The sequence below is a fragment of the Pseudomonas helleri genome (assembly GCF_001043025.1).
Taxonomy (GTDB): Bacteria; Pseudomonadota; Gammaproteobacteria; order Pseudomonadales; family Pseudomonadaceae; genus Aquipseudomonas; species Aquipseudomonas helleri.
Genome location: NZ_JYLD01000011.1, coordinates 1 through 17,462, shown reverse-complemented (window position 1 = coordinate 17,462; position 17,462 = coordinate 1). Strand labels below are relative to the sequence as shown.

Below are 17,462 nucleotides of genomic sequence, written 5' to 3'. Positions count from 1 at the left end.
AAGGTTGGCTATTGCCTGGCTGATGGGGCGCGAGTAGGGTGGCGCGCTGCCTAAGGAAGGAAGTATTCATGCTTAATTACGTTTGGTTTTTTTTGGCCGCGTTGTTTGAAATTGCAGGCTGCTACGGATTCTGGATGTGGCTGCGTCAAGGCAAGAGTGTGGTGTGGGTTGTGCCGGCAGTGTTGAGTCTGGCCGTTTTTGCCCTGCTCTTGACCAAGGTCGAAGCGGCATATGCGGGCCGGGCTTATGCCGCGTATGGCGGGATCTACATCGTGACGTCTATTGCCTGGTTGGCGGTTGTGGAGCGAGTCCGGCCATTGGGCTCTGACTGGATCGGACTGGTGCTGTGCGTGATAGGGGCAACCATCATTCTGTTGGGCCCACGTTTTTCGGCACCCTAAGCCAAACCCCCTGCTGATGAGGAATATTCAACAGCTGTCGCGTAGGACTTTTAGCTAGTCGATGTAGGGCTTAATCCAGATAGGAGTAAGCCCAAGCTGAATTGCTGTGTAAGGATTGAAGTAGCGAATGACGCGGTTCAGTCTTCGTGGTCAGACACCTTTAAGGATAAGAGCCATGCAGATTCTAAAACGCGTCAGCGGCGAACGCTTCTCGATTGGCGAAGACATTATTGTCCATGTCATTGCCATCAGTGGCAGCCACGTACGCCTGGGGATTGATGCCCCTAGGAGCGTCAGCGTTCACCGGGGCGAAATCTACGACCGGATCAAAAATCAGGACCCCGGGCATTTGACCATTGGGCCGTTGAGCAAGCGTTAATCAAAGAACTCTTTGGGCACGGCATGTTTTGGCATCAACTGGCATTGCTGGCTTTCCAGATCAAAGAAGATCACGGCTTGCCCTTTGCTTAAGGCGTGACGCACCCGCAGGACACGTGTCTCTTGAGGGGTGTCATCACCGTTGTCGGTACCGTCGCGGCTGACGAAGTCTTCAATCAGGCGGGTGAGGGTGTCAGGTTCAAGCTGGTTGTAAGGAATTAGCATGAGGCGGTCTCGCAAATGAGTTAAATCGATTTGTCGCGGTTATCCCAATAACCCTGCGCCAACTCGAATGCTTGTTCTCGCGGTGTGCCCAGCCCGCGAAGGGCCAGGGCCATGGTCGAGAGCAGGGCCAGTTGCGGGTAACTGTCTTCGATCTCGCCCCGCCACAATGCCTTGAGCTGCCCCGGCTCAAGTGAGGCCGGTTTCACGTGGCGTCGAGCTGACAGTGCTGGCCACTCTTCATCCCAACTGACGCCCGCCGTGGTGCCGTACAAATGGCTGATCGTGTCCGGGTTGACCTCGATTTCACCACCGTCGCCTTTGATCACGATGCTGGTGTCACCCAGCAAGCCGCTGGCTTCGCGGTGCACGCTTTGGTAGCCCGGATGGAAAATGCTTTGCAGGCCGCAGCGGGCGCCCAGCGGGTTCAAAATGCGCGCCAGTGAGTGAATGGGCGAGCGCAAACCCAAGGTATTGCGCAGATCGATCATGCGCTGCAACTGCGGCGCCCAGTCCTGCAATGGCATAAAGGCCAGATGCTGGGTGTCGAGCGCAGTTTCAACGCTTTGCCAGTCGCGGCACAGCGGAATAGACAACTCGTCCAGCAGTTGTTCACTGTACAGTCGCCCTGCGGTATGAGCGCCGCCGCCGTGCATCACAATCCGCACACCGTTTTGCGCCAGGCATTTGGCAGCCAGCAGGTACCAGGGCAGGTGACGCTTCTTGCCTGCATATGTCGGCCAGTCGATATCAACGTTGATCGCAGGCGCTGTCAGACGCTCACGCAAGGCTTCGGTAAAGCCGGCCAATTCCTCGGGGCTTTCTTCCTTGTGACGCAGCAACATTAGAAAGGCACCCAATTGCGTGTCCTCGACTTTTTCGTCGAGCAGCATGCCCATCGCCTCGCGCGCTTCCTCGCGGGTCAAGTTGCGTGCGCCACGTTTACCTTTGCCCAGAATCCGCACATATGGCGCGAAAGGGTGTTCGGCCGGGGTTTCTAATGTCAGCGCAGCAGGCGTATTCATAGGCAATTAGTCGGTTTTGGCAGGCCCGCCAGCTTGGCAGCGAGCTTGGCCGGTGTGCCATTAAACAGGCGGTTGAGGTGCAAGCTGTTGCCTTTTTCAGGGCCCAGCTTGAGCGCGGTGTACTTGATCAGTGGGCGTGTCGCCGGTGACAGCTCGAACTCCTGATAGAAGCTGCGCAACAGCTCAAGGATCTCCCAGTGCTCGGGGCTCAACTCGATCTGCGCCTCGGCCGCCAGTGCATGGGCGACCTCGGCAGACCAATCGTTAAGGTCGAGCAAATAGCCGTCTTTATCCAGCGCGATATGTTTACCGTTGAGAAGGAGGGTGTTCATAGCCAGCTGTTGACCTTGTCATAGTGAATCGACAGCTCGACGAAGGCCGGGTAATCCACCGCTGTCGCCCACTGTGGGCAGTCGATGTGGCGTGCGAGCAGGTCCTCTTCGAGGACAAAAAGCTTAAGCGTGGCGCTTTTTTCTTCCAGGGCCTTCAGAGAGCTGCTTTGAGGTTGTAAGGCGTAGACCGCATCACCTGTCAGTAACAGCGCGTCATCGGTGCCCAGAACGCGTAAGCAGCTGCTTAGGCGTGTGTCTGAAAAGGGCGAGTGGCTCAGGACGTGTAGGGTCGTCATCAGAGGGTTATCACTTGGTCAAAACGGTCAATTAGGGCGCGTACTTCATCGGTTGACAAGGCGTGTACATCGTCGACTGCCAGATGTGCGGGCGAAATGCCGCGCTCGCTCAAGCTGTGGTCGCAGGCAAACACGTCATCAATCCCGAACAGTGACAGGGCTTGCAGATTGGCCTGAAGGTTTTTTTGTTGCAGCGCGGCCGCGTTTTGTCCGGGAACGAGCTGGAATACCCCATCGTCCATAAACATCAGTGCAATCGGCAAATCGAATGCGCCCCCCGCCAGCACAAGGTCTAGTGCCTCTTTGGCGCCTGGACCCGACCATGGCGCCTGGCGGCTGATAATCAACAGCGATTTAGCCATATCAAGGCCCTCCGAAGCAGATCAGTCGATCAGCCGATTGAATCGCGTCGTGTAACTGGCCTAGGCCAGACAATTCCCATGGCGCTTGCAGATTGACCGCCGGGCGCTCATAGCGCGCTGCTTCATCTTCATTCAACACACCGCGGCGCAGGGCTGCTGCAATACACACCACGCCGTCCAACTGATGTTGGCTGACGAACGCGGCCCACTGCTGCGCGATATTTTGCTCGTCTTGCGGTGTGACCACATTGCTCGAGGCGCTGTGCACACCGTCTTGATAGAAGAACAGCCGCACGATCTCGTGACCGCTTGCCAGCGCTGCCTCGGCAAAACGCAGGGCGCGGCGAGAAGAGGGCGCATGGGCTGCTGAATAAAGGGCAATGGCAAATTTCATGGTGAGCTCTGTCAGCAAATCTGCGGCAATGATAAAGGCAGATGCTCAAAGATGCTTGCAGCGGGCAACAAAAAGCCCGCCGAAGCGGGCTTTCGTGTAGCGGGGTCAATCAGTCGTCGCTGCTCATGATGCCGAAAATTTGCAGCAGGCTGATAAACAGGTTGTAGATCGAAACATACAGGCTGATGGTCGCCATGATGTAGTTACGCTCGCCGCCATGAATGATAGCGCTGGTCTGGAACAAGATGCAGACCGAAGAAAACAGCACAAAACCTGCGCTGATAGCCAGTTGCAGGCCGCTGACCTGGAAGAAGAAGCTGGCAACTACGGCGCCCAGCAGGACAAAGAAGCCTGCGGTGATAAAGCCGCCCAGGAAGCTCATGTCCTTGCGAGTGATCAGCACATAAGCAGAAAGGCCGCCAAACACCAGCGCGGTCATGGCAAATGCCGAGCTGACAACCTCAGCGCCGCCCTGCATGCCCAGGTAACGGTTGAGGATTGGGCCCAACAAAAAGCCCATGAAACCGGTTAAGGCAAACGTAGACACCAGGCCCCAAGCCGAATCACGCAGCTTGTTGGTCAAGAAAAACAGCCCGTAGAAACCGATCAGCACCACGAAAATATTCGGGTAACCGACCCGCATCTGTTGAGCGACATAAGCCATCACGCCGCTGAAAGCGAGCGTCAAAGCCAGTAAACCGTAAGTGTTGCGCAGGACGCGGCTAACCTCTAGCTGCTCAGCCTGCACGCTGTTATTAACGGCGTAATCCTGTTCGCGCATGGCGATACTCCTGTGGTTTGAAATGTTAAGTAGCAAAGATCATAGCAGAGGCTCTGAAACAAGCGATCAAGAGAGTTTGACAACGTGTTTCATTCAGGTATTATGGCGCCCGCAACAACATAGGAGGTGTGGCCGAGTGGTTTAAGGCAACGGTCTTGAAAACCGTCGACTGTAACAGGTCCTAGAGTTCGAATCTCTACGCCTCCGCCATATTGCTACACCGACAGAGCCCGCCTTTTGGCGGGCTTTGTCGTTTCTGGGGGTTGGGAAATGGGACTGTAGGGCGGCCATCGTTTACCCAATCAGAGGTGCCTTAAAGTCAGCCTCCTTCTCGTTGCGATTTCTCGCCACCCCCACAATCTCGTTCGATGTCTCTATGTCTGTAGCCCAGCAGTCCAGGGCATCACCGAGCTTCAGAAGCGAGATATTTCTTTAAGTGAAGTACACAGGTAGCGCATCGCAATGCGGTCTGACTCAGAAAGCATGCGGTAGTGCTCAATCAGGCTGGCTTCATCGCGACTGAGCCGCCGAGTCGCAGTGATTCGTTTGAAAGAGAAGACGCCACACAGCTTCCGCGCAATGCCAGTTGAAATCGACATAAGTCACACCTTAAGCCAGAAAGAACATCCCCAGAGTTGCTGCTCTTTGATCCTGCTCAGAAATCAGTTCCAAGCAAGCAAGTGGCATTGCCTAAAGTGTAGAGCCAGTTCTCTTCCTGCATGGTCAGATCCGGTGATTGTGTTTACCTAATCATTTAGCTTCTTTGATAGAGCCTATTGAGCAAGAACGCTGACTAATTGGCCAAAGCCCTCTTTTCGATGTGCAGCCTCGTCAAGTGTGGGGCTATAGCCGTCTACAGTGGAAAACACCTTTTTTTGCGTTGTCGCAAAGTGGTTTCGCCGTTGCGACTTTTATAGGCCAAGTTCGCCGTCCCAGCCGTAGATGTTTCGGCCACAGTCGTATTGGGTGTTGAGCGTGCGCTGTTGTTGCTCGATCCACGCCGGGCCGGCTCCGGGGCTGGGTGGGTAGTGGGCTTTGGAGTATTTGGCTACGCGTCGCCCCAGTGCGTCGTGGGCGAAGTCGGCGGTCAGGCGGTCGTCTTCGTAGCGGGTCTGGCGGTCGTAGAGGTCCCAGGTGAAACGGGCTTTTTTGCCGTTGTCGAGGCGTTCAAGCAGGTTGCCCCGGGCGTCGTAGGTGTAGTGCTGGCCGACGTAGTCGCGCAGCAGGTTATCGAGGAGCTTGGGCGGCGGGTGGTGGATGGGCCGGCGCGGGGCCTTGGGGTCGAGCAGGTTGCTGGCCGGGTCGAAGACGAAGGTTTCTTCTTTGTATTGGCTGCTGGCACCGAGCAGGCGGCCGAGCGGGTCGTAACGGTAGTTGATGTCGCCACGGCGGTTGTCGTGCAGGTCGGTCAACTGCCCGGCATCGTCATAGCGGTAATTGCGCACCAGCAGGCGCGTGCTTGAGCTGCTAAGGGCTACGGTTTGTTCCAGCAACTGACCCTGTGGCCATCGGCGTCGCGGGGTTTGAAAGGTGTGTAGGCATTAACGGTGCAGGGATAATGCAGTTGTTGGGCTGTTAAAGAGCGATGAACTTATGGTTAATGGTGCATCGATACACGCGAGGTACTGGCCATTAGGATGGAACCGCAGGTGGTCTTCTTATTTAGACTAAGTAGCTTTATAGTTGCGGCTCTATAGCTGAGTGTTGACCAATTTTAGTTTCTGGGTGGCATTTGATATTTTATGTATCAATAGTGATGTCTCTGGGTCAGGAGAGTAATTGAATGTTTTAATTGTGTTTTTTCCTGCGTTGGCCTTTAGGTTGATGGATTTGGCCTCTGCATACGTCGAGGCGGAATCAAATATTTCTAGGTTGTCAGTGCAAAAATTAACGTCTATTCGATCTTCGTATTTTTTTGGGAAGCAGATGTTTTGTATTTTACTTAATACATCCTCCTCGCTAGTTGCCCATCGCCATCTGACAATTAGATTGTGATCGTTAGAATATGCGACAAGCGTGCGTAATGGTTCATCACCCAAGATAAGTGCGGTTGTATAAGTCGTTGAGATCTCTTCGATATAGTTAGAGGTTCTGCAAGCTAAATCGAAATCTGATGGGTAGCCGTTGGTTCCGCCCCATAAAGAGGCGAATTTTTTTTCGATGATAACAAATGGTCCACCAGAACTTTCTATCCAATTTGAAAATGTATAGGTTTTCACTGTTGATTCATCCTCCGTTTTTCCTGTGTGACTTGCCCGGCTTGTCTTAAGCTGCAAGGTCGGCAATGTGCATATAGCCGTTGTGGCTTATTTTCAGTATTGAGTGCATTTGCTGGTTGGTGATCTGGGATGAAGTCACCGCTTTTGGTTCCCGGTTTATGTGAACCGCATGTGTGGCAGCCATCCCTATAGCCAATAACATTAATGTTCGCGCGCTCTTCTCTGTTGAAATTGCGTTCGGGGCCGCGTGCAAGTATTGATTCAGGGGCGTTTTTCCCGGGAGTCAAGGTATCGTTTCTAGCCAACCCCAGCGTATCAACCCACCCCACCGGATTCGGCGCATACGCATAGTCATTCAGCCCACCCACAAACCCTATCGGATCCTTGCTGATAAACCGTCCGACCTGCGGATCATAGTACCGATAGCGGTTGTAGTGCAGCCCGGTTTCGGAATCGAAGTACTGCCCTTGAAAGCGCAGCGGGTTGCGGATGTTTTCGCGTATTGCGCTGTCGGTACGCTTTTCCTTGGCCAACCCCCACGCTTGATACGTCGCACTCCAGGCAATCTCTCCGCGTTGGTCGGTGAGTTCCATGGGCGTGCCGAGGTGGTCGCATTGGTACCAGGCCATGGCGTTGAATGGTTTCGCCACGGGTTGGTGTTGCCACAGCGGGTCGCGGTCGATGTGGTAGCCGTTTTCATGGCTTGGCTCGCGCACGAGCGACAGGTTGCGGTTTTCGACGGTTTGGGCGACGGGGATGAAGCTGCCCGGTTCGTAGAAGTAGTGGATCAGGCGTCGTTCGCCGGGGTTGTCGCTGTAGCGTGTTTCATAGGCGAGGGTGTCGCCGTCCCAGCCGTAGAGGTTTCGGCCGCAGTCGTATTGGGCGTTGAGCGTGCGCTGTTGTTGCTCGATCCACGCCGGGCCGGCGCCGGGCGGGCAGTGGGCTTTGGAGTATTTGGCTACGCGTCGCCCCAGTGCGTCGTAGGCGAAGTCGGCGTTGAGGCGGTCGTCTTCGTAGCGGGTCAGGCGGTCGTAGAGGTCCCAGGTGAAACGGGCTTTTTTGCCGTTGTCGAGGCGTTCAAGCAGGTTGCCGCGGGCGTCGTAGGTGTAGTGCTGGCAGACGTAGTCGCGCAGCAGGTTGTCGAGGAGCTTGGGCGGCGGGTGGTGACGCTGAGCAAACGGCCGAGCGGGTAGCAAGTGCGCAGGCATTGGCAGCGCTGGGCCAATGTTATTGGGCTGTTAAAGAGCGATGAACTGTATGTTCAGCGATGAACCGATGCGTGCGAGCCTGTGGCGATCAGGCTGGCACCGCAGGCGGTTTTCATGGCGTCCGAGACGGCAGTAATTTCGCTCACGGAATAGGTGCTGCTGCCCTAGACAATAGGGAAAGGCCCCTTACATAAGGGGCACATCACTAGCTTGCGATTACCCGCCATTGGTTTGCCGTTGAGATAGGGGGATGGATTTGATGACAGCTCCACCGTGGTCGGTGCTGTCGTAAAGACGAGCTATATTTTTCATTTCTACACTCAACTTGTTATGAAGCAGTATATAAATATATAAGTTTAAAATTTTCTCTGTCGTGAATCAGGTCGAAATTAGCTGAAATTTCTTCTTCGCCACTCTCGCTAAATAGTTTGCAGTATATTCTCCAGCAGTCTGTGTCTTCATCGACTCCATAGATATCAAAAAATTTTTCTTCTAGGAGGTGGGCCGAGGTCTCTTTTTTTGGTGGTGTCTTTAATTGATAGTTTTTAGTGTCGAAATAATCGTCCATGTACTCGCGCGCTTCATTATATATTGCGGGGCTCATACCGAATTGGTCTTCAAGTCCGGCAAGATTTTTTTTGTTGAACATGTCTATGAAGTCTTCGATCCTGTTATAGGATAATTCGAATAAAATTTCTCTTTTTATGAGCATTGTCATCGGCCTCTTCTATTTTGGGGAAGGTTGGTTGTTGTCCCTGCGCTTGCTCCAAGTCCACCTAAGTAGCCTCGAGCCTTCAAGACTGCGCATTTTGATTCATGGCTGCCAATTCCAGCAGAACGTAGTGCTTTAAAAGCTACTACGGTTTCAGAGCCAACTAAACCGCCAGAACTACTATTGTTTTGAGCCTGAGAGGCGTTGTAATGCTGTGAACCTCGGGTTGTCCTGTCTGCATTCCTTCCTTGAAGTGTAATGGCGATTGCTGAGTTACGGTTGTAGCCGGGTACAGAGGCGACTGTGTTGTCTTGGTAAATGTGATGAGAGTCATATTGTGTGCCTTTGTTTCTTTTTGTCAGATTGCTGTGTGTATCAACATCCAGCCCAGCATCGGCAAGAATTTTTTCGCAGTCACGCTCACAAGGGCATGAGCTCAACCCAAACGGATCAACCCACCCCACCGGATTCGGCGCATACGCATAGACATTCAGCCCACCCGCAAACCCTATCGGGTCCTTGCTGATAAACCGTCCGACTTGCGGATCATAGTACCGATAGCGGTTGTAGTGCAGCCCGGTTTCGGTGTCGAAGTACTGCCCTTGAAAGCGCAGCGGGTTGCGGATGTTTTCGCGTATTGCGCTGTCGGTACGCTTTTCCTTGGCTAGCCCCCACGCTTGATACGTCGCACTCCAGGCAATCTCGCCGCGTTGGTCGGTGAGTTCCATGGGCGTGCCGAGGTGGTCGCATTGGTACCAGGCCATGGCGTTGAACGGTTTCGCCAAGGATTGATGTTGCCACAGCGGGTCGCGGTCGATGTGGTAGCCGTTTTCATGGCTTGGCTCGCGCACGAGCGACAGGTTGCGGTTTTCGACGGTTTGGGCGACGGGGATGAAGCTGCCCGGTTCGTAGAAGTAGTGGATCAGACGTCGTTCGCCAGGGTTGTCGCTGTAGCGTGTTTCATAGGCGAGGGTGTCGCCGTCCCAGCCGTAGATGTTTTGGCCGCAGTCGTCACGCCGGGCAGGCGCTGGCAAGGTAGAAGGCGAATATCTGTAGTAATACGTACAGGTATTGGCAACGCTAGGCTAATACGATTGTTATTTGGCTGTTAATGAGCGATGAACAGGGTGTGCACTTATGCTCGTGAGTTACTGCGACCAGATTGGCACCGTGGGCGGTTTCATACCATTCGACGTAATTGAGGCCCTATCCATGAACGGAGCTGTTGTAAAGTTGTACTATGATTTCATGATAATTGCGTACTTCGCATATTGATAGTTAGGTTTTGGTGAGTTGTGAATAGTTTGTTTCTAAGGAGAGATTTAAGGACTTTTTCTGAGTTTTATATTGTATTGTGCGACACTTTTTACATTTTCCTCTATGTCTGTGCAAAGTGATTCTAGGACTTCATATGGGGGTTTTTTATTGGCAGCGACGGCTTGTCTTACACTTGAGTCTTCATCTTGGGATGATATTTTCAGTACGTCATCTCCAGTTCGTCTTTTTTATGCTACCCACCATCTGACTAACGGATTGGGGCTTTTTGATAAGGATTTAATGGTGCTGTTTGAGATTGTTATGTTTTGTAAAATATTTTTTTCATATTCAGGGTGGTGTTCTGATACGTCGGCCCAGACTTGCTCTGTAGCCTCTTCGGTGGTAGCTCGATATGTACTGTTGTCTGATTGATTGTCAATTAGTTGGGTGAATTCTTTTGCTGACTTAATCATTATTGATGTCCTTGCATTTAAGTTGGCTAAGGTCAATTATTTTTCCAGTTGGCCCTTAATGTTTGCCTTGCTCATTTTCTCGGTTGTGATGCATATTCCAGATTGTTAGTGCTGTCATCAAACTGATTTCATTATTATTGCTGGAAATATATTGGCTTCTTTTAGCTTTCTGATGGTGGATCGATCATGGTTTTTGTGTGTAAAGTCTATTACTGCTTCTAAGGCTTTTTGCAGGCAGTCTTTAATTGTGTTCGAATCCTTATGGCTAGCCAACTTGTCAAAATCATTTTGGGTGTAAGGTGCTTGTGGGATGTTTTCTGCCCTGAAGTCGACGTGTGATGGGAGCGTTGATAAGCATTTTTTATAAGTGGTGGTCGAACCTAATTCTGTAGTGTTACTGTCGAGTAATTGTTTGTATGTAATGGCGACGTTTATATAGAAGCCTTCTCCGTGTGAGGATTTCTGGAGATTTACTGTCAGGAAATAGCTTTCATATTCAATAAATAAAGTAGACCCGCAACCTTTGAATCCGAGCTGTTTAGATACGGTTCCGAAAATTTTACTAATAGCGGTCATGGTTTTGGGTTCACTATGTCGATGCTTCGTTTTCCTGTCTGGGGGTTGAGGATATCCAGTATCCCTGCATAATCATCCCCAGTTATTTTTTTCATTTCATCACAGTAGCGTTGGAGTTGATTTTTTCCTCTCTGTATTGTTCGAGTGCTACACGTGCATTTTCTTTCTATTATCGCGCACTCAATTGGATTGAGTGCATCAGACCTGCCCGCGTTGCCAATTTTCCTCTCACGCATATAGCCTTGAGGATATGGATATTGCTCCATGTTGTTGTGGAACTCTTGGCCTAGTTTTGCATGTGAGCTATGCCCACTTGTTGTGGATTTAGCCAACCCAAACGGATCAACCCACCCCACCGGATTCGGCGCATACGCATAGACATTCAGTCCACCCGCAAACCCGATCGGGTCTTTGCTGATAAACCTCCCGACCTGCGGATCATAGTACCGATAGCGGTTGTAGTGCAGCCCGGTTTCGGTGTCGAAGTACTGCCCTTGAAAGCGCAGCGGGTTGCGGATGTTTTCGCGTATTGCGCTGTCGGTACGCTTTTCCTTGGCTAGCCCCCACGCTTGATACGTCGCACTCCAGGCAATCTCACCGCGTTGGTCGGTGAGTTCCATCGGCGTGCCGAGGTGGTCGCATTGGTACCAGGCCATGGCGTTGAACGGTTTCGCCACGGGTTGGTGTTGCCACAGCGGGTCGCGGTCGATGTGGTAGCCGTTTTCATGGCTTGGTTCGCGCACTAGCGACAGGCTGCGGTTTTCGACGGTTTGGGCGACGGGGATGAAGCTGTCCGGTTCGTAGAAGTAGTGGATCAGACGTCGTTCGCCAGGGTTGTCGCTGTAGCGCGTTTCATAGGCGAGGGTGTCGCCGTCCCAGCCGTAGATGTTTTGGCCGCAGTCGTATTGGGTGTTGAGCGTGCGCTGCTGTTGCTCGATCCACGCAGGGCCGGCGCCGGGGCTGGGTGGGCAGTGGGCTTTGGAGTATTTGGCTACCCGTCGCCCCAGTGCGTCGTAGGCGAAGTCGGCGGTCAGGCGGTCGTCTTCGTAGCGGGTCAGGCGGTCATAGAGGTCCCAGGTGAAGCGGGCTTTTTTGCCGTTGTCGAGGCGTTCAAGCAGGTTGCCACGGGCGTCGTAGGTGTAGTGCTGGCCGACGTAGTCGCGCAGCAGGTTGTCGAGAAGCTTGGGCGGCGGATGGTGGATGGGCCGGCGCGGGGCCTTGGGGTCGAGCAGGTTGCTGGCCGGGTCGAAGGCGAAGGTTTCTTCTTTGTACTGGCTGCTGGCTCCGAGCAAACGGCCGAGCGGGTCGTAACGGTAATTGATGTCGCCACGGCGGTTGTCGTGCAGGTCGGTCAGTTGCCCGGCATCGTCATAGCGGTAGTTGCGCACCATCAGGCGTCTGCTTGAGCCGCTAAGGGCTACAGTTTGTTCGTGCAACTGGCCGTTGGGCGTCCAGCTCTGGCGCTGTTGCAGGCCGTTGCCTTGGTGGCGGACTATTTCGCGATGCAGGTCGTCGCGCTGGTAGCTGAGCAGTTCGATGTCGTCGACTTTCATTGCCAGCAAGTGGCCGCTGCCGTAGGTCAGCCAACTGACCCGGTGGCCGTCGGGGCGGGTGGTGGCAATGCGTTGGTTGAGGGCGTCGTACTCGTGCTGCCAGATGGCGACGTGGCAGGGTTTGTAGAGGTGCAGGTGCTGATGTTCGCGGGTGTTGTTGCCCGCTGCATCGTAAAACCACTGCAGTTTGCAGGTCGGGTTGGTGGCCAGCAGCAGGTTGCCGTTGCCATCGTAGGCAAAGGTTTCGGTCTGCCACTCGAAGCCGTCCTTGTGCCCGGTGTGGCGGGCGATAAAGCATTAGCGACGCTACGCCAATGCTAATGCCAATGGTTTTTTTATTAAAGAACGGTTGATAATTAATTATGCGCTAGGTGCTGGTAATTGAATCTTGTTTTTTTCCAGTATGGTCATTGCTCGATCCAGGAACTCTATGGGGAGGTTTGTTCTTCCTCCATATAGATCTACAATTCCGATTTCTACTACGCTATCAACTAGGGCAGTTAAATCGGTAGCTTTATTTTTTATTAAAATTTCTTCTAGATCTGCTGGTATCTCATCTCCTCTTCCATTTAGTTCTAATAAAGCCCCTAGACGATCCCATTCAGGTAAATTTTGGCTGAAATGCATGGATTCAAGATGATCGAGTAGATCAATGATTGCTGGGTGTGAAATTTTTTTCTCTGCGCAAAATGCTCTTAGGCACGACGAGCCGTATCGCTGGATTTCCGACACGGGGAGGTTTTTGAATTCCGATAAAATTTTTGTTCTATCCATTATCATGGCATCTCTCTAATAGGTTCATGTCAAATTTCTTTAAAAGTGGATTGCAAACTGAGCAGGGGGGCTTGCTAGTTCCGTGAATGCCGCTGCTGCTTTTCTTTCCACGAACATTTGCGACTGAAATTGAGGAATCTTTTAACTCTATCCCTTTGTTCTTTGCTCTTGAGATTGCGTTTACTTCTGCGCACTGGGCGGAAAACTCGTTGGGAGATAGTCCGTCTAGGGTATTTTGCACTTCGGGGTTGGTCACTCCCCCTTGATTTTTTCCAATGGTAATTTTTCCATCAGTAGATGTGATTACGGCTACTGTGTTCGGACGTTTGGAGGCAGGTAAATTTTGGGCTTTGTTCGCAAGCCGTTCTGCGAGAGTTACGCTCAACCCAAACGGATCAACCCACCCCACTGGATTCGGCGCATACGCATAGACGTTCAGCCCACCCGCAAACCCTATCGGATCCTTGCTGATAAACCGTCCGACCTGCGGATCATAGTACCGATAGCGGTTGTAGTGCAGCCCGGTTTCGGTGTCGAAGTACTGCCCTTGAAAGCGCAGCGGGTTGCGGATGTTTTCGCGTATTGCGCTGTCGGTACGCTTTTCCTTGGCTAGCCCCCACGCTTGATACGTCGCACTCCAGGCAATCTCACCGCGTTGGTCGGTGAGTTCCATCGGCGTGCCGAGGTGGTCGCATTGGTACCAGGCCATGGCGTTGAACGGTTTCGCCACGGGTTGGTGTTGCCACAGCGGGTCGCGGTCGATGTGGTAGCCGTTTTCATGGCTTGGCTCGCGCACTAGCGACAGGCTGCGGTTTTCGACGGTTTGGGCGACGGGGATGAAGCTGCCCGGTTCGTAGAAGTAGTGGATCAGGCGTCGTTCGCTGGGGTTGTCGCTGTAGCGTGTTTCATAAGCGAGGGTGTCGCCGTCCCAGCCGTAGATGTTTTGGCCGCAGTCGTCACGCCGGGCAGGCGCTGGCAAGGTAGAAGGCGAATGTCTGTAGTAATACGTACAGGTATTGGCAACGCTAGGCCAATACGATTGTTGTCTGGCTGTTAATGAGCGATGAACAGGGTGTGCACCGATGCTCGTAAGTTACTGCGACCAAATTGGCACCGTGGGCGGTTTCATACCATTCGACGTAATGGAGGCCCTATCCATGAACGGAGCTGTTGTAAAGTTGTACTATGATTTTATGATAATTACGTACTTCGCATATTAACAGTTAAGTGTTATGGGGTTTTTCCTTTCAACTCTATTGAATGGGGTCGTTGGCTCAGGGGTAAGATTTTTTTTCGGAAAAAATTAGGTCTCCATGATCATTCTCTGCTAGTAGCCATTTCAGGTTCTTGTCTACGATGTAGTACTCAAAATATCGGCATTCTTCGATTATGTTTTTGATCTTTGATAAAGGTAGGCTAAACACAAATTTCTCATCATTATCTTCATCGACTATTAACCAAACGTCGTCCGTGGTCGGTGGTGCCACCTCGTCTAGGTGTAGATAAGCTGAGTTATCGTTGAAAGTGTATATTTTTGGCGCCACTGCCAAAGATGACCACCATGCTCTAGGTCTATCTTTGACAAAGCTAGCTTCTACTTTTGATAGTACTTGCGCTTTATTTTCCACTTCTTTTGCGCTTATTCCTGCTGCCATTAGCGCAGCTTTTATTTCACACTTTAGGGCGGTGCTATTTTGTTGATTCATAAATGTCTTCCTATCTTTTATCGGGGCGATGTGGATGTTGTGGGCCATCATAGGTGATATTGCCTCGCTCAGCGCAGCCGCATCGTCCGCGTTTACCAGAAGTTTGCCAACCAATATGCGGTTTATCGTGTCCGGTCTTTGGGTCCATGTCTGCATGAGGGGCATCGTAAGCAACTTTGGCTCCGCCCTCTCCTTTGAACTCAACTACAGTGCCTGTTACCGGGTCGTATTTTGAAAGTGTTACATTTTCAGGGTTTGTCATTCCTGCATTTTTGAGTGCCTGTACTCTCGCTGTGTCAAAGTCAGGTGCATGAGTGAGCTTCGCCAACCCAAACGGATCAACCCACCCCACCGGATTCGGCGCATACGCATAGACATTCAGCCCACCCGCAAACCCGATCGGGTCTTTGCTGATAAACCGTCCGACCTGCGGATCATAGTACCGATAGCGGTTGTAGTGCAGCCCGGTTTCGGTATCGAAGTACTGCCCTTGAAAACGCAGCGGGTTGCGGATGTTTTCGCGTATTGCGCTGTCGGTACGCTTTTCCTTGGCCAACCCCCACGCTTGATACGTCGCACTCCAGGCAATCTCGCCACGTTGGTCGGTGAGTTCCATCGGCGTGCCGAGGTGGTCGCATTGGTACCAGGCTATGGCGTTGAACGGTTTCGCCACGGGCTGGTGTTGCCACAACGGGTCGCGGTCGATGTGGTAGCCGTTTTCATGGCTTGGCTCGCGCACTAGCGACAGGCTGCGGTTTTCGACGGTTTGGGCGACGGGGATGAAGCTGCCCGGTTCGTAGAAGTAGTGGATCAGACGTCGTTCGCCAGGGTTGTCGCTGTAGCGTGTTTCGTAGGCGAGGGTGTCGCCGTCCCAGCCTTAGATGTTTTGGCCGCAGTCGTATTGGGCGTTGAGCGTGCGCTGCTGTTGCTCGATCCACGCCGGGCCGGCGCCGGGGCTGGGCGGGCAGTGGGCTTTGGAGTATTTGGCTACCCTTCGCCCCAGTGCGTCGTAGGCGAAGTCGGCGGTGAGGCGGTCGTCTTCGTAACGGGTCAGGCGGTCGTAGAGATCCCAGGTGAAGCGGGCTTTTTTGCCCTTGTCGAGGCGTTCAAGCAGGTTGCCACGGGCGTCGTAGGTGTAGTGCTGGCCGACGTAGTCACGCAGCAGGTTATCGAGGAGCTTGGGCGGCGGGTGGTGGATGGGTCGGCGCGGGGCCTTGGGGTCCAGCAGGTTGCTGGCCGGGTCGAAGGCGAAGGTTTCTTCGCCTTTGAGGGTGGTGGCGCTGAGCAAACGGCCGGACAGGTCGTAAGTACGTACACCATCGGCATTGGTAGCGCTGGGTCAATGTTATTGGGCTGTTAAAGAACGATGAATTGTAGGGTCAGCGATGTACCGATGCGTGAGAGCCTGTGGCGATCAGGCTGGCACCGCAGGCGGTCTTCATGCCGTCCAAGGCGATAGGAACTCCGTTGATGGAATAGTTGCTGCTGCCGTCGACAATAGGGAGCGGCCTTTACATAAGGGGGCACATCACCAGATTGCCATTTCCCGCCATAGGTTTACCGTTGAGTCGGGTGCGGGGGATGGATTCGATGACTAATCCACCGTGGTTAGTGGTGTCGTCGAGTCGTACTATTGTCTTCATGTCACCGTGCTCGGTCTGATTACTGAGTATTACGTCTGCTAGGATTGATCTGAGTGAATACAAACGTGGGGAGCTTATTCATACTTGTTGAGCTCATTTCTTAGGTCGAATTTAAGAGCTTGGGGTGCCTTCAATAGCCCTTTGTCTGTAGGTGTTGGAAATATAAGGCATGTTCGATTATCTCTTTCCATTCCTGGGAGCCAGTTTTCTAAGAACTTGTCCATTTCAATGCATTTTGCATTTAGCCCCGACCATTCAGCTGTGGCACACATTTGTGCGAAACATTCTTCGGGCCAGAATGGAATTGAAATTGAATTCCCTTGTGAGATTGCCCAGCCATCTTGGAATAATCCCCATAGGTGCATTGAATCTGCTGTTTTTCGGACAAAGTAGTCATATCGTTCTTGTTGAGTTAGTGATATGACGTTTTGAATCTTGTTCGGGTGAGTGTTCATTAGTAACCACCTATTCTGTGCTGAATTTTATGTATGTCTGCATTCTGTGGTTCTGAGTGGCGATAGCAGTGGCCTGTTTTGGCCGGTGTTGTATGGCCGTGAGCTAGTTCGAGGCCGGGAGATTTTGATTTTCGTGAATTACTGGGGAGTCGAATTGATGTCCGATTTCCTGTCTCAATATGACGTAGTTCATTCCGTATCCAGCCTCTGACATGACTCGGTTGTTTTGGGTCGTCAGCCAGTGCCCGAAGTCTTTCTTGTTTGTTTGATCTTCCGTGGGAGCCATCACAGCAAATTGGGCAAGTAATCTTTGCCATTAGCCCCAGCGGATCAACCCACCCCACCGGATTCGGCGCATACGCATAGACATTCAGCCCACCCGCAAACCCGATCGGGTCTTTGCTGATAAACCTCCCGACTTGCGGATCATAGTACCGATAGCGGTTGTAGTGCAGCCCGGTTTCAGTGTCGAAGTACTGCCCTTGAAAGCGCAGCGGGTTGCGGATGTTTTCGCGAGTTGCGCTGTCGGTACGCTTTTCCTTGGCTAGCCCCCACGCTTGATACGTCCCACTCCAGGCAATCTCGCCGCGTTGGTCGGTGAGTTCCATCGGCGTGCCGAGGTGGTCGCACTGGTACCAGGCCATGGCGTTGAACGGTTTTGCCACGGGTTGGTGTTGCCACAGCGGGTCGCGGTC

At 52.7% G+C, this 17,462-nt stretch carries 26 protein-coding genes, 1 tRNA gene and 2 pseudogenes; 4 read left to right on the top strand and 25 right to left on the bottom strand.

Annotated features, from left to right (window positions below; genetic code table 11):
- Window positions 1-68 precede the first annotated feature (68 nt).
- A complete protein-coding gene (locus TU84_RS17680) occupies window positions 69-401 on the top strand; it encodes a YnfA family protein (protein WP_048371244.1) in 333 nt (110 codons plus the stop codon).
- Between the two features lie 175 nt (window positions 402-576).
- Window positions 577-780 carry a carbon storage regulator gene (locus tag TU84_RS17675; RefSeq protein ID WP_048371242.1) on the top strand — a complete coding sequence of 68 codons (204 nt, stop codon included), beginning with the start codon at window positions 577-579 and terminating at the stop codon, window positions 778-780.
- Here TU84_RS17675 and TU84_RS17670 read toward each other — a convergent pair.
- The 7 genes from TU84_RS17670 to TU84_RS17640 all read right to left on the bottom strand — a co-directional run bounded on the left by TU84_RS17670 (window position 777) and on the right by TU84_RS17640 (window position 4,191).
- The gene (locus TU84_RS17670; protein WP_048371241.1) at window positions 777-1,004 is read right to left on the bottom strand and encodes a YheU family protein; all 228 of its coding nucleotides are present in this window, start codon (window positions 1,002-1,004) and stop codon (window positions 777-779) included. The two genes, TU84_RS17675 and TU84_RS17670, sit on opposite strands and share 4 nt — an antisense overlap.
- Window positions 1,005-1,024: 20 nt before the next feature.
- Window positions 1,025-2,026, bottom strand: coding sequence for a glycosyl transferase family protein (locus TU84_RS17665; RefSeq protein WP_048371239.1), 1,002 nt, complete (start codon window positions 2,024-2,026; stop codon window positions 1,025-1,027).
- Window positions 2,023-2,358 carry a TusE/DsrC/DsvC family sulfur relay protein gene (locus TU84_RS17660; protein WP_048371238.1) on the bottom strand — a complete coding sequence of 112 codons (336 nt, stop codon included), beginning with the start codon at window positions 2,356-2,358 and terminating at the stop codon, window positions 2,023-2,025. Before TU84_RS17660 ends, TU84_RS17665 begins: the two co-directional genes overlap by 4 nt.
- On the bottom strand, window positions 2,355-2,654 hold the full coding sequence (tusB, locus tag TU84_RS17655; RefSeq protein ID WP_048371236.1) for a sulfurtransferase complex subunit TusB: 300 nt from the start codon (window positions 2,652-2,654) through the stop codon (window positions 2,355-2,357). Before tusB ends, TU84_RS17660 begins: the two co-directional genes overlap by 4 nt.
- Window positions 2,654-3,016 carry a sulfurtransferase complex subunit TusC gene (gene tusC / locus TU84_RS17650; RefSeq protein ID WP_048371234.1) on the bottom strand — a complete coding sequence of 121 codons (363 nt, stop codon included), beginning with the start codon at window positions 3,014-3,016 and terminating at the stop codon, window positions 2,654-2,656. The genes tusB and tusC overlap by 1 nt, the downstream gene beginning before the upstream one ends.
- A 1-nt stretch (window position 3,017) precedes the next feature.
- Window positions 3,018-3,410: a sulfurtransferase complex subunit TusD gene (tusD, locus tag TU84_RS17645; RefSeq protein WP_048371233.1), complete on the bottom strand. Its 393-nt coding sequence runs from the start codon at window positions 3,408-3,410 to the stop codon at window positions 3,018-3,020.
- 109 nt (window positions 3,411-3,519) lie between these two features.
- Window positions 3,520-4,191 (bottom strand): Bax inhibitor-1/YccA family protein, encoded by a 672-nt coding sequence (locus TU84_RS17640; protein WP_048371231.1) that lies wholly within the window; start codon window positions 4,189-4,191, stop codon window positions 3,520-3,522.
- 122 nt (window positions 4,192-4,313) lie between these two features.
- On the opposite strand from TU84_RS17640, the gene TU84_RS17635 reads away from it, so the two are divergent.
- A tRNA-Ser gene (locus TU84_RS17635) sits at window positions 4,314-4,401 on the top strand.
- A gap of 203 nt (window positions 4,402-4,604) precedes the next feature.
- Here the strand turns inward: TU84_RS17635 and TU84_RS26105 are convergent.
- From TU84_RS26105 to TU84_RS17605, 10 genes and pseudogenes are all read right to left on the bottom strand, one after another.
- Window positions 4,605-4,790 (bottom strand): hypothetical protein, encoded by a 186-nt coding sequence (locus TU84_RS26105; RefSeq protein WP_082148753.1) that lies wholly within the window; start codon window positions 4,788-4,790, stop codon window positions 4,605-4,607.
- A gap of 312 nt (window positions 4,791-5,102) precedes the next feature.
- Entirely contained in the window at window positions 5,103-5,684 is a 582-nt protein-coding gene (locus TU84_RS17630) for a hypothetical protein (RefSeq protein ID WP_048371229.1), read from the bottom strand.
- A gap of 198 nt (window positions 5,685-5,882) precedes the next feature.
- On the bottom strand, window positions 5,883-6,410 hold the full coding sequence (locus tag TU84_RS25675; RefSeq protein WP_157403810.1) for an Imm21 family immunity protein: 528 nt from the start codon (window positions 6,408-6,410) through the stop codon (window positions 5,883-5,885).
- The gene (locus TU84_RS17625; RefSeq protein WP_048371227.1) at window positions 6,407-7,618 is read right to left on the bottom strand and encodes an RHS repeat domain-containing protein; all 1,212 of its coding nucleotides are present in this window, start codon (window positions 7,616-7,618) and stop codon (window positions 6,407-6,409) included. The genes TU84_RS25675 and TU84_RS17625 overlap by 4 nt, the downstream gene beginning before the upstream one ends.
- 53 nt (window positions 7,619-7,671) lie before the next feature.
- A pseudogene (locus TU84_RS26520) lies at window positions 7,672-7,930 on the bottom strand (PAAR domain-containing protein).
- Window positions 7,931-7,946: 16 nt separating this feature from the next.
- Window positions 7,947-8,336 (bottom strand): hypothetical protein, encoded by a 390-nt coding sequence (locus tag TU84_RS17620; protein ID WP_048371225.1) that lies wholly within the window; start codon window positions 8,334-8,336, stop codon window positions 7,947-7,949.
- A complete protein-coding gene (locus TU84_RS26775; protein WP_082148752.1) occupies window positions 8,333-9,364 on the bottom strand; it encodes an RHS repeat-associated core domain-containing protein in 1,032 nt (343 codons plus the stop codon). Before TU84_RS26775 ends, TU84_RS17620 begins: the two co-directional genes overlap by 4 nt.
- Window positions 9,365-9,835: 471 nt before the next feature.
- Window positions 9,836-10,060, bottom strand: coding sequence for a hypothetical protein (locus TU84_RS26100; protein ID WP_153427932.1), 225 nt, complete (start codon window positions 10,058-10,060; stop codon window positions 9,836-9,838).
- 117 nt (window positions 10,061-10,177) lie between these two features.
- Entirely contained in the window at window positions 10,178-10,636 is a 459-nt protein-coding gene (locus tag TU84_RS17610; RefSeq protein WP_048371223.1) for a DUF4304 domain-containing protein, read from the bottom strand.
- The gene (locus TU84_RS17605; protein ID WP_167343313.1) at window positions 10,633-12,189 is read right to left on the bottom strand and encodes an RHS repeat-associated core domain-containing protein; all 1,557 of its coding nucleotides are present in this window, start codon (window positions 12,187-12,189) and stop codon (window positions 10,633-10,635) included. The genes TU84_RS17610 and TU84_RS17605 overlap by 4 nt, the downstream gene beginning before the upstream one ends.
- On the opposite strand from TU84_RS17605, the gene TU84_RS26335 reads away from it, so the two are divergent.
- Complete coding sequence (locus TU84_RS26335; RefSeq protein WP_167343312.1) at window positions 12,139-12,510, top strand: hypothetical protein; 372 nt, start codon at window positions 12,139-12,141, stop codon at window positions 12,508-12,510. The genes TU84_RS17605 and TU84_RS26335 overlap by 51 nt on opposite strands.
- A 39-nt stretch (window positions 12,511-12,549) precedes the next feature.
- Here TU84_RS26335 and TU84_RS26095 read toward each other — a convergent pair whose 3' ends face one another.
- The 8 genes and pseudogenes from TU84_RS26095 to TU84_RS17580 all read right to left on the bottom strand — a co-directional run.
- A complete protein-coding gene (locus TU84_RS26095) occupies window positions 12,550-12,963 on the bottom strand; it encodes a hypothetical protein (protein ID WP_157403809.1) in 414 nt (137 codons plus the stop codon).
- Window positions 12,956-13,942 carry an RHS repeat-associated core domain-containing protein gene (locus TU84_RS26770; RefSeq protein ID WP_053225263.1) on the bottom strand — a complete coding sequence of 329 codons (987 nt, stop codon included), beginning with the start codon at window positions 13,940-13,942 and terminating at the stop codon, window positions 12,956-12,958. Before TU84_RS26770 ends, TU84_RS26095 begins: the two co-directional genes overlap by 8 nt.
- Window positions 13,943-14,237: 295 nt before the next feature.
- Window positions 14,238-14,669 (bottom strand): DUF6756 family protein, encoded by a 432-nt coding sequence (locus TU84_RS25265; RefSeq protein WP_082148749.1) that lies wholly within the window; start codon window positions 14,667-14,669, stop codon window positions 14,238-14,240.
- Window positions 14,670-14,679: 10 nt separating this feature from the next.
- A complete protein-coding gene (locus TU84_RS25660; protein ID WP_088500398.1) occupies window positions 14,680-15,408 on the bottom strand; it encodes a polymorphic toxin type 47 domain-containing protein in 729 nt (242 codons plus the stop codon).
- A 138-nt stretch (window positions 15,409-15,546) separates the two neighbouring features.
- Entirely contained in the window at window positions 15,547-15,957 is a 411-nt protein-coding gene (locus TU84_RS17585) for a hypothetical protein (RefSeq protein WP_048371219.1), read from the bottom strand.
- A gap of 181 nt (window positions 15,958-16,138) precedes the next feature.
- A pseudogene (locus tag TU84_RS25655) lies at window positions 16,139-16,312 on the bottom strand (PAAR domain-containing protein); the annotation flags it as partial.
- Window positions 16,313-16,386: 74 nt separating this feature from the next.
- The gene (locus TU84_RS25650; protein WP_082148748.1) at window positions 16,387-16,767 is read right to left on the bottom strand and encodes a DUF2750 domain-containing protein; all 381 of its coding nucleotides are present in this window, start codon (window positions 16,765-16,767) and stop codon (window positions 16,387-16,389) included.
- Window positions 16,767-17,462, bottom strand: a 696-nt coding sequence (locus tag TU84_RS17580; protein WP_174479336.1) for an RHS repeat-associated core domain-containing protein, incomplete at its 5' end; no start/stop codon positions are given. The genes TU84_RS17580 and TU84_RS25650, both read right to left, overlap by 1 nt.

Excerpts from the sequence above, each read along its gene's own strand:
- TU84_RS25265 (WP_082148749.1), bottom strand. The coding sequence starts at position 14,669 with ATGAATCAACAAAATAGCACCGCCCTAAAGTGTGAAATAAAAGCTGCG.
- TU84_RS25650 (WP_082148748.1), bottom strand. The coding sequence starts at position 16,767 with ATGAACACTCACCCGAACAAGATTCAAAACGTCATATCACTAACTCAA.
- TU84_RS26335 (WP_167343312.1), top strand. The coding sequence starts at position 12,139 with ATGCAGGTCGTCGCGCTGGTAGCTGAGCAGTTCGATGTCGTCGACTTT.
- TU84_RS26100 (WP_153427932.1), bottom strand. The coding sequence starts at position 10,060 with ATGATTAAGTCAGCAAAAGAATTCACCCAACTAATTGACAATCAATCA.
- TU84_RS17625 (WP_048371227.1), bottom strand. The coding sequence starts at position 7,618 with ATGCCTGCGCACTTGCTACCCGCTCGGCCGTTTGCTCAGCGTCACCAC.
- TU84_RS17640 (WP_048371231.1), bottom strand. The coding sequence starts at position 4,191 with ATGCGCGAACAGGATTACGCCGTTAATAACAGCGTGCAGGCTGAGCAG.
- TU84_RS17675 (WP_048371242.1), top strand. The coding sequence starts at position 577 with ATGCAGATTCTAAAACGCGTCAGCGGCGAACGCTTCTCGATTGGCGAA.
- TU84_RS17605 (WP_167343313.1), bottom strand. The coding sequence starts at position 12,189 with ATGAAAGTCGACGACATCGAACTGCTCAGCTACCAGCGCGACGACCTG.
- TU84_RS26095 (WP_157403809.1), bottom strand. The coding sequence starts at position 12,963 with ATGGATAGAACAAAAATTTTATCGGAATTCAAAAACCTCCCCGTGTCG.
- tusB (WP_048371236.1), bottom strand. The coding sequence starts at position 2,654 with ATGACGACCCTACACGTCCTGAGCCACTCGCCCTTTTCAGACACACGC.
- TU84_RS17680 (WP_048371244.1), top strand. The coding sequence starts at position 69 with ATGCTTAATTACGTTTGGTTTTTTTTGGCCGCGTTGTTTGAAATTGCA.
- tusD (WP_048371233.1), bottom strand. The coding sequence starts at position 3,410 with ATGAAATTTGCCATTGCCCTTTATTCAGCAGCCCATGCGCCCTCTTCT.
- TU84_RS17610 (WP_048371223.1), bottom strand. The coding sequence starts at position 10,636 with ATGACCGCTATTAGTAAAATTTTCGGAACCGTATCTAAACAGCTCGGA.
- TU84_RS17670 (WP_048371241.1), bottom strand. The coding sequence starts at position 1,004 with ATGCTAATTCCTTACAACCAGCTTGAACCTGACACCCTCACCCGCCTG.
- TU84_RS26105 (WP_082148753.1), bottom strand. The coding sequence starts at position 4,790 with ATGTCGATTTCAACTGGCATTGCGCGGAAGCTGTGTGGCGTCTTCTCT.
- TU84_RS17620 (WP_048371225.1), bottom strand. The coding sequence starts at position 8,336 with ATGACAATGCTCATAAAAAGAGAAATTTTATTCGAATTATCCTATAAC.
- tusC (WP_048371234.1), bottom strand. The coding sequence starts at position 3,016 with ATGGCTAAATCGCTGTTGATTATCAGCCGCCAGGCGCCATGGTCGGGT.
- TU84_RS17660 (WP_048371238.1), bottom strand. The coding sequence starts at position 2,358 with ATGAACACCCTCCTTCTCAACGGTAAACATATCGCGCTGGATAAAGAC.
- TU84_RS17665 (WP_048371239.1), bottom strand. The coding sequence starts at position 2,026 with ATGAATACGCCTGCTGCGCTGACATTAGAAACCCCGGCCGAACACCCT.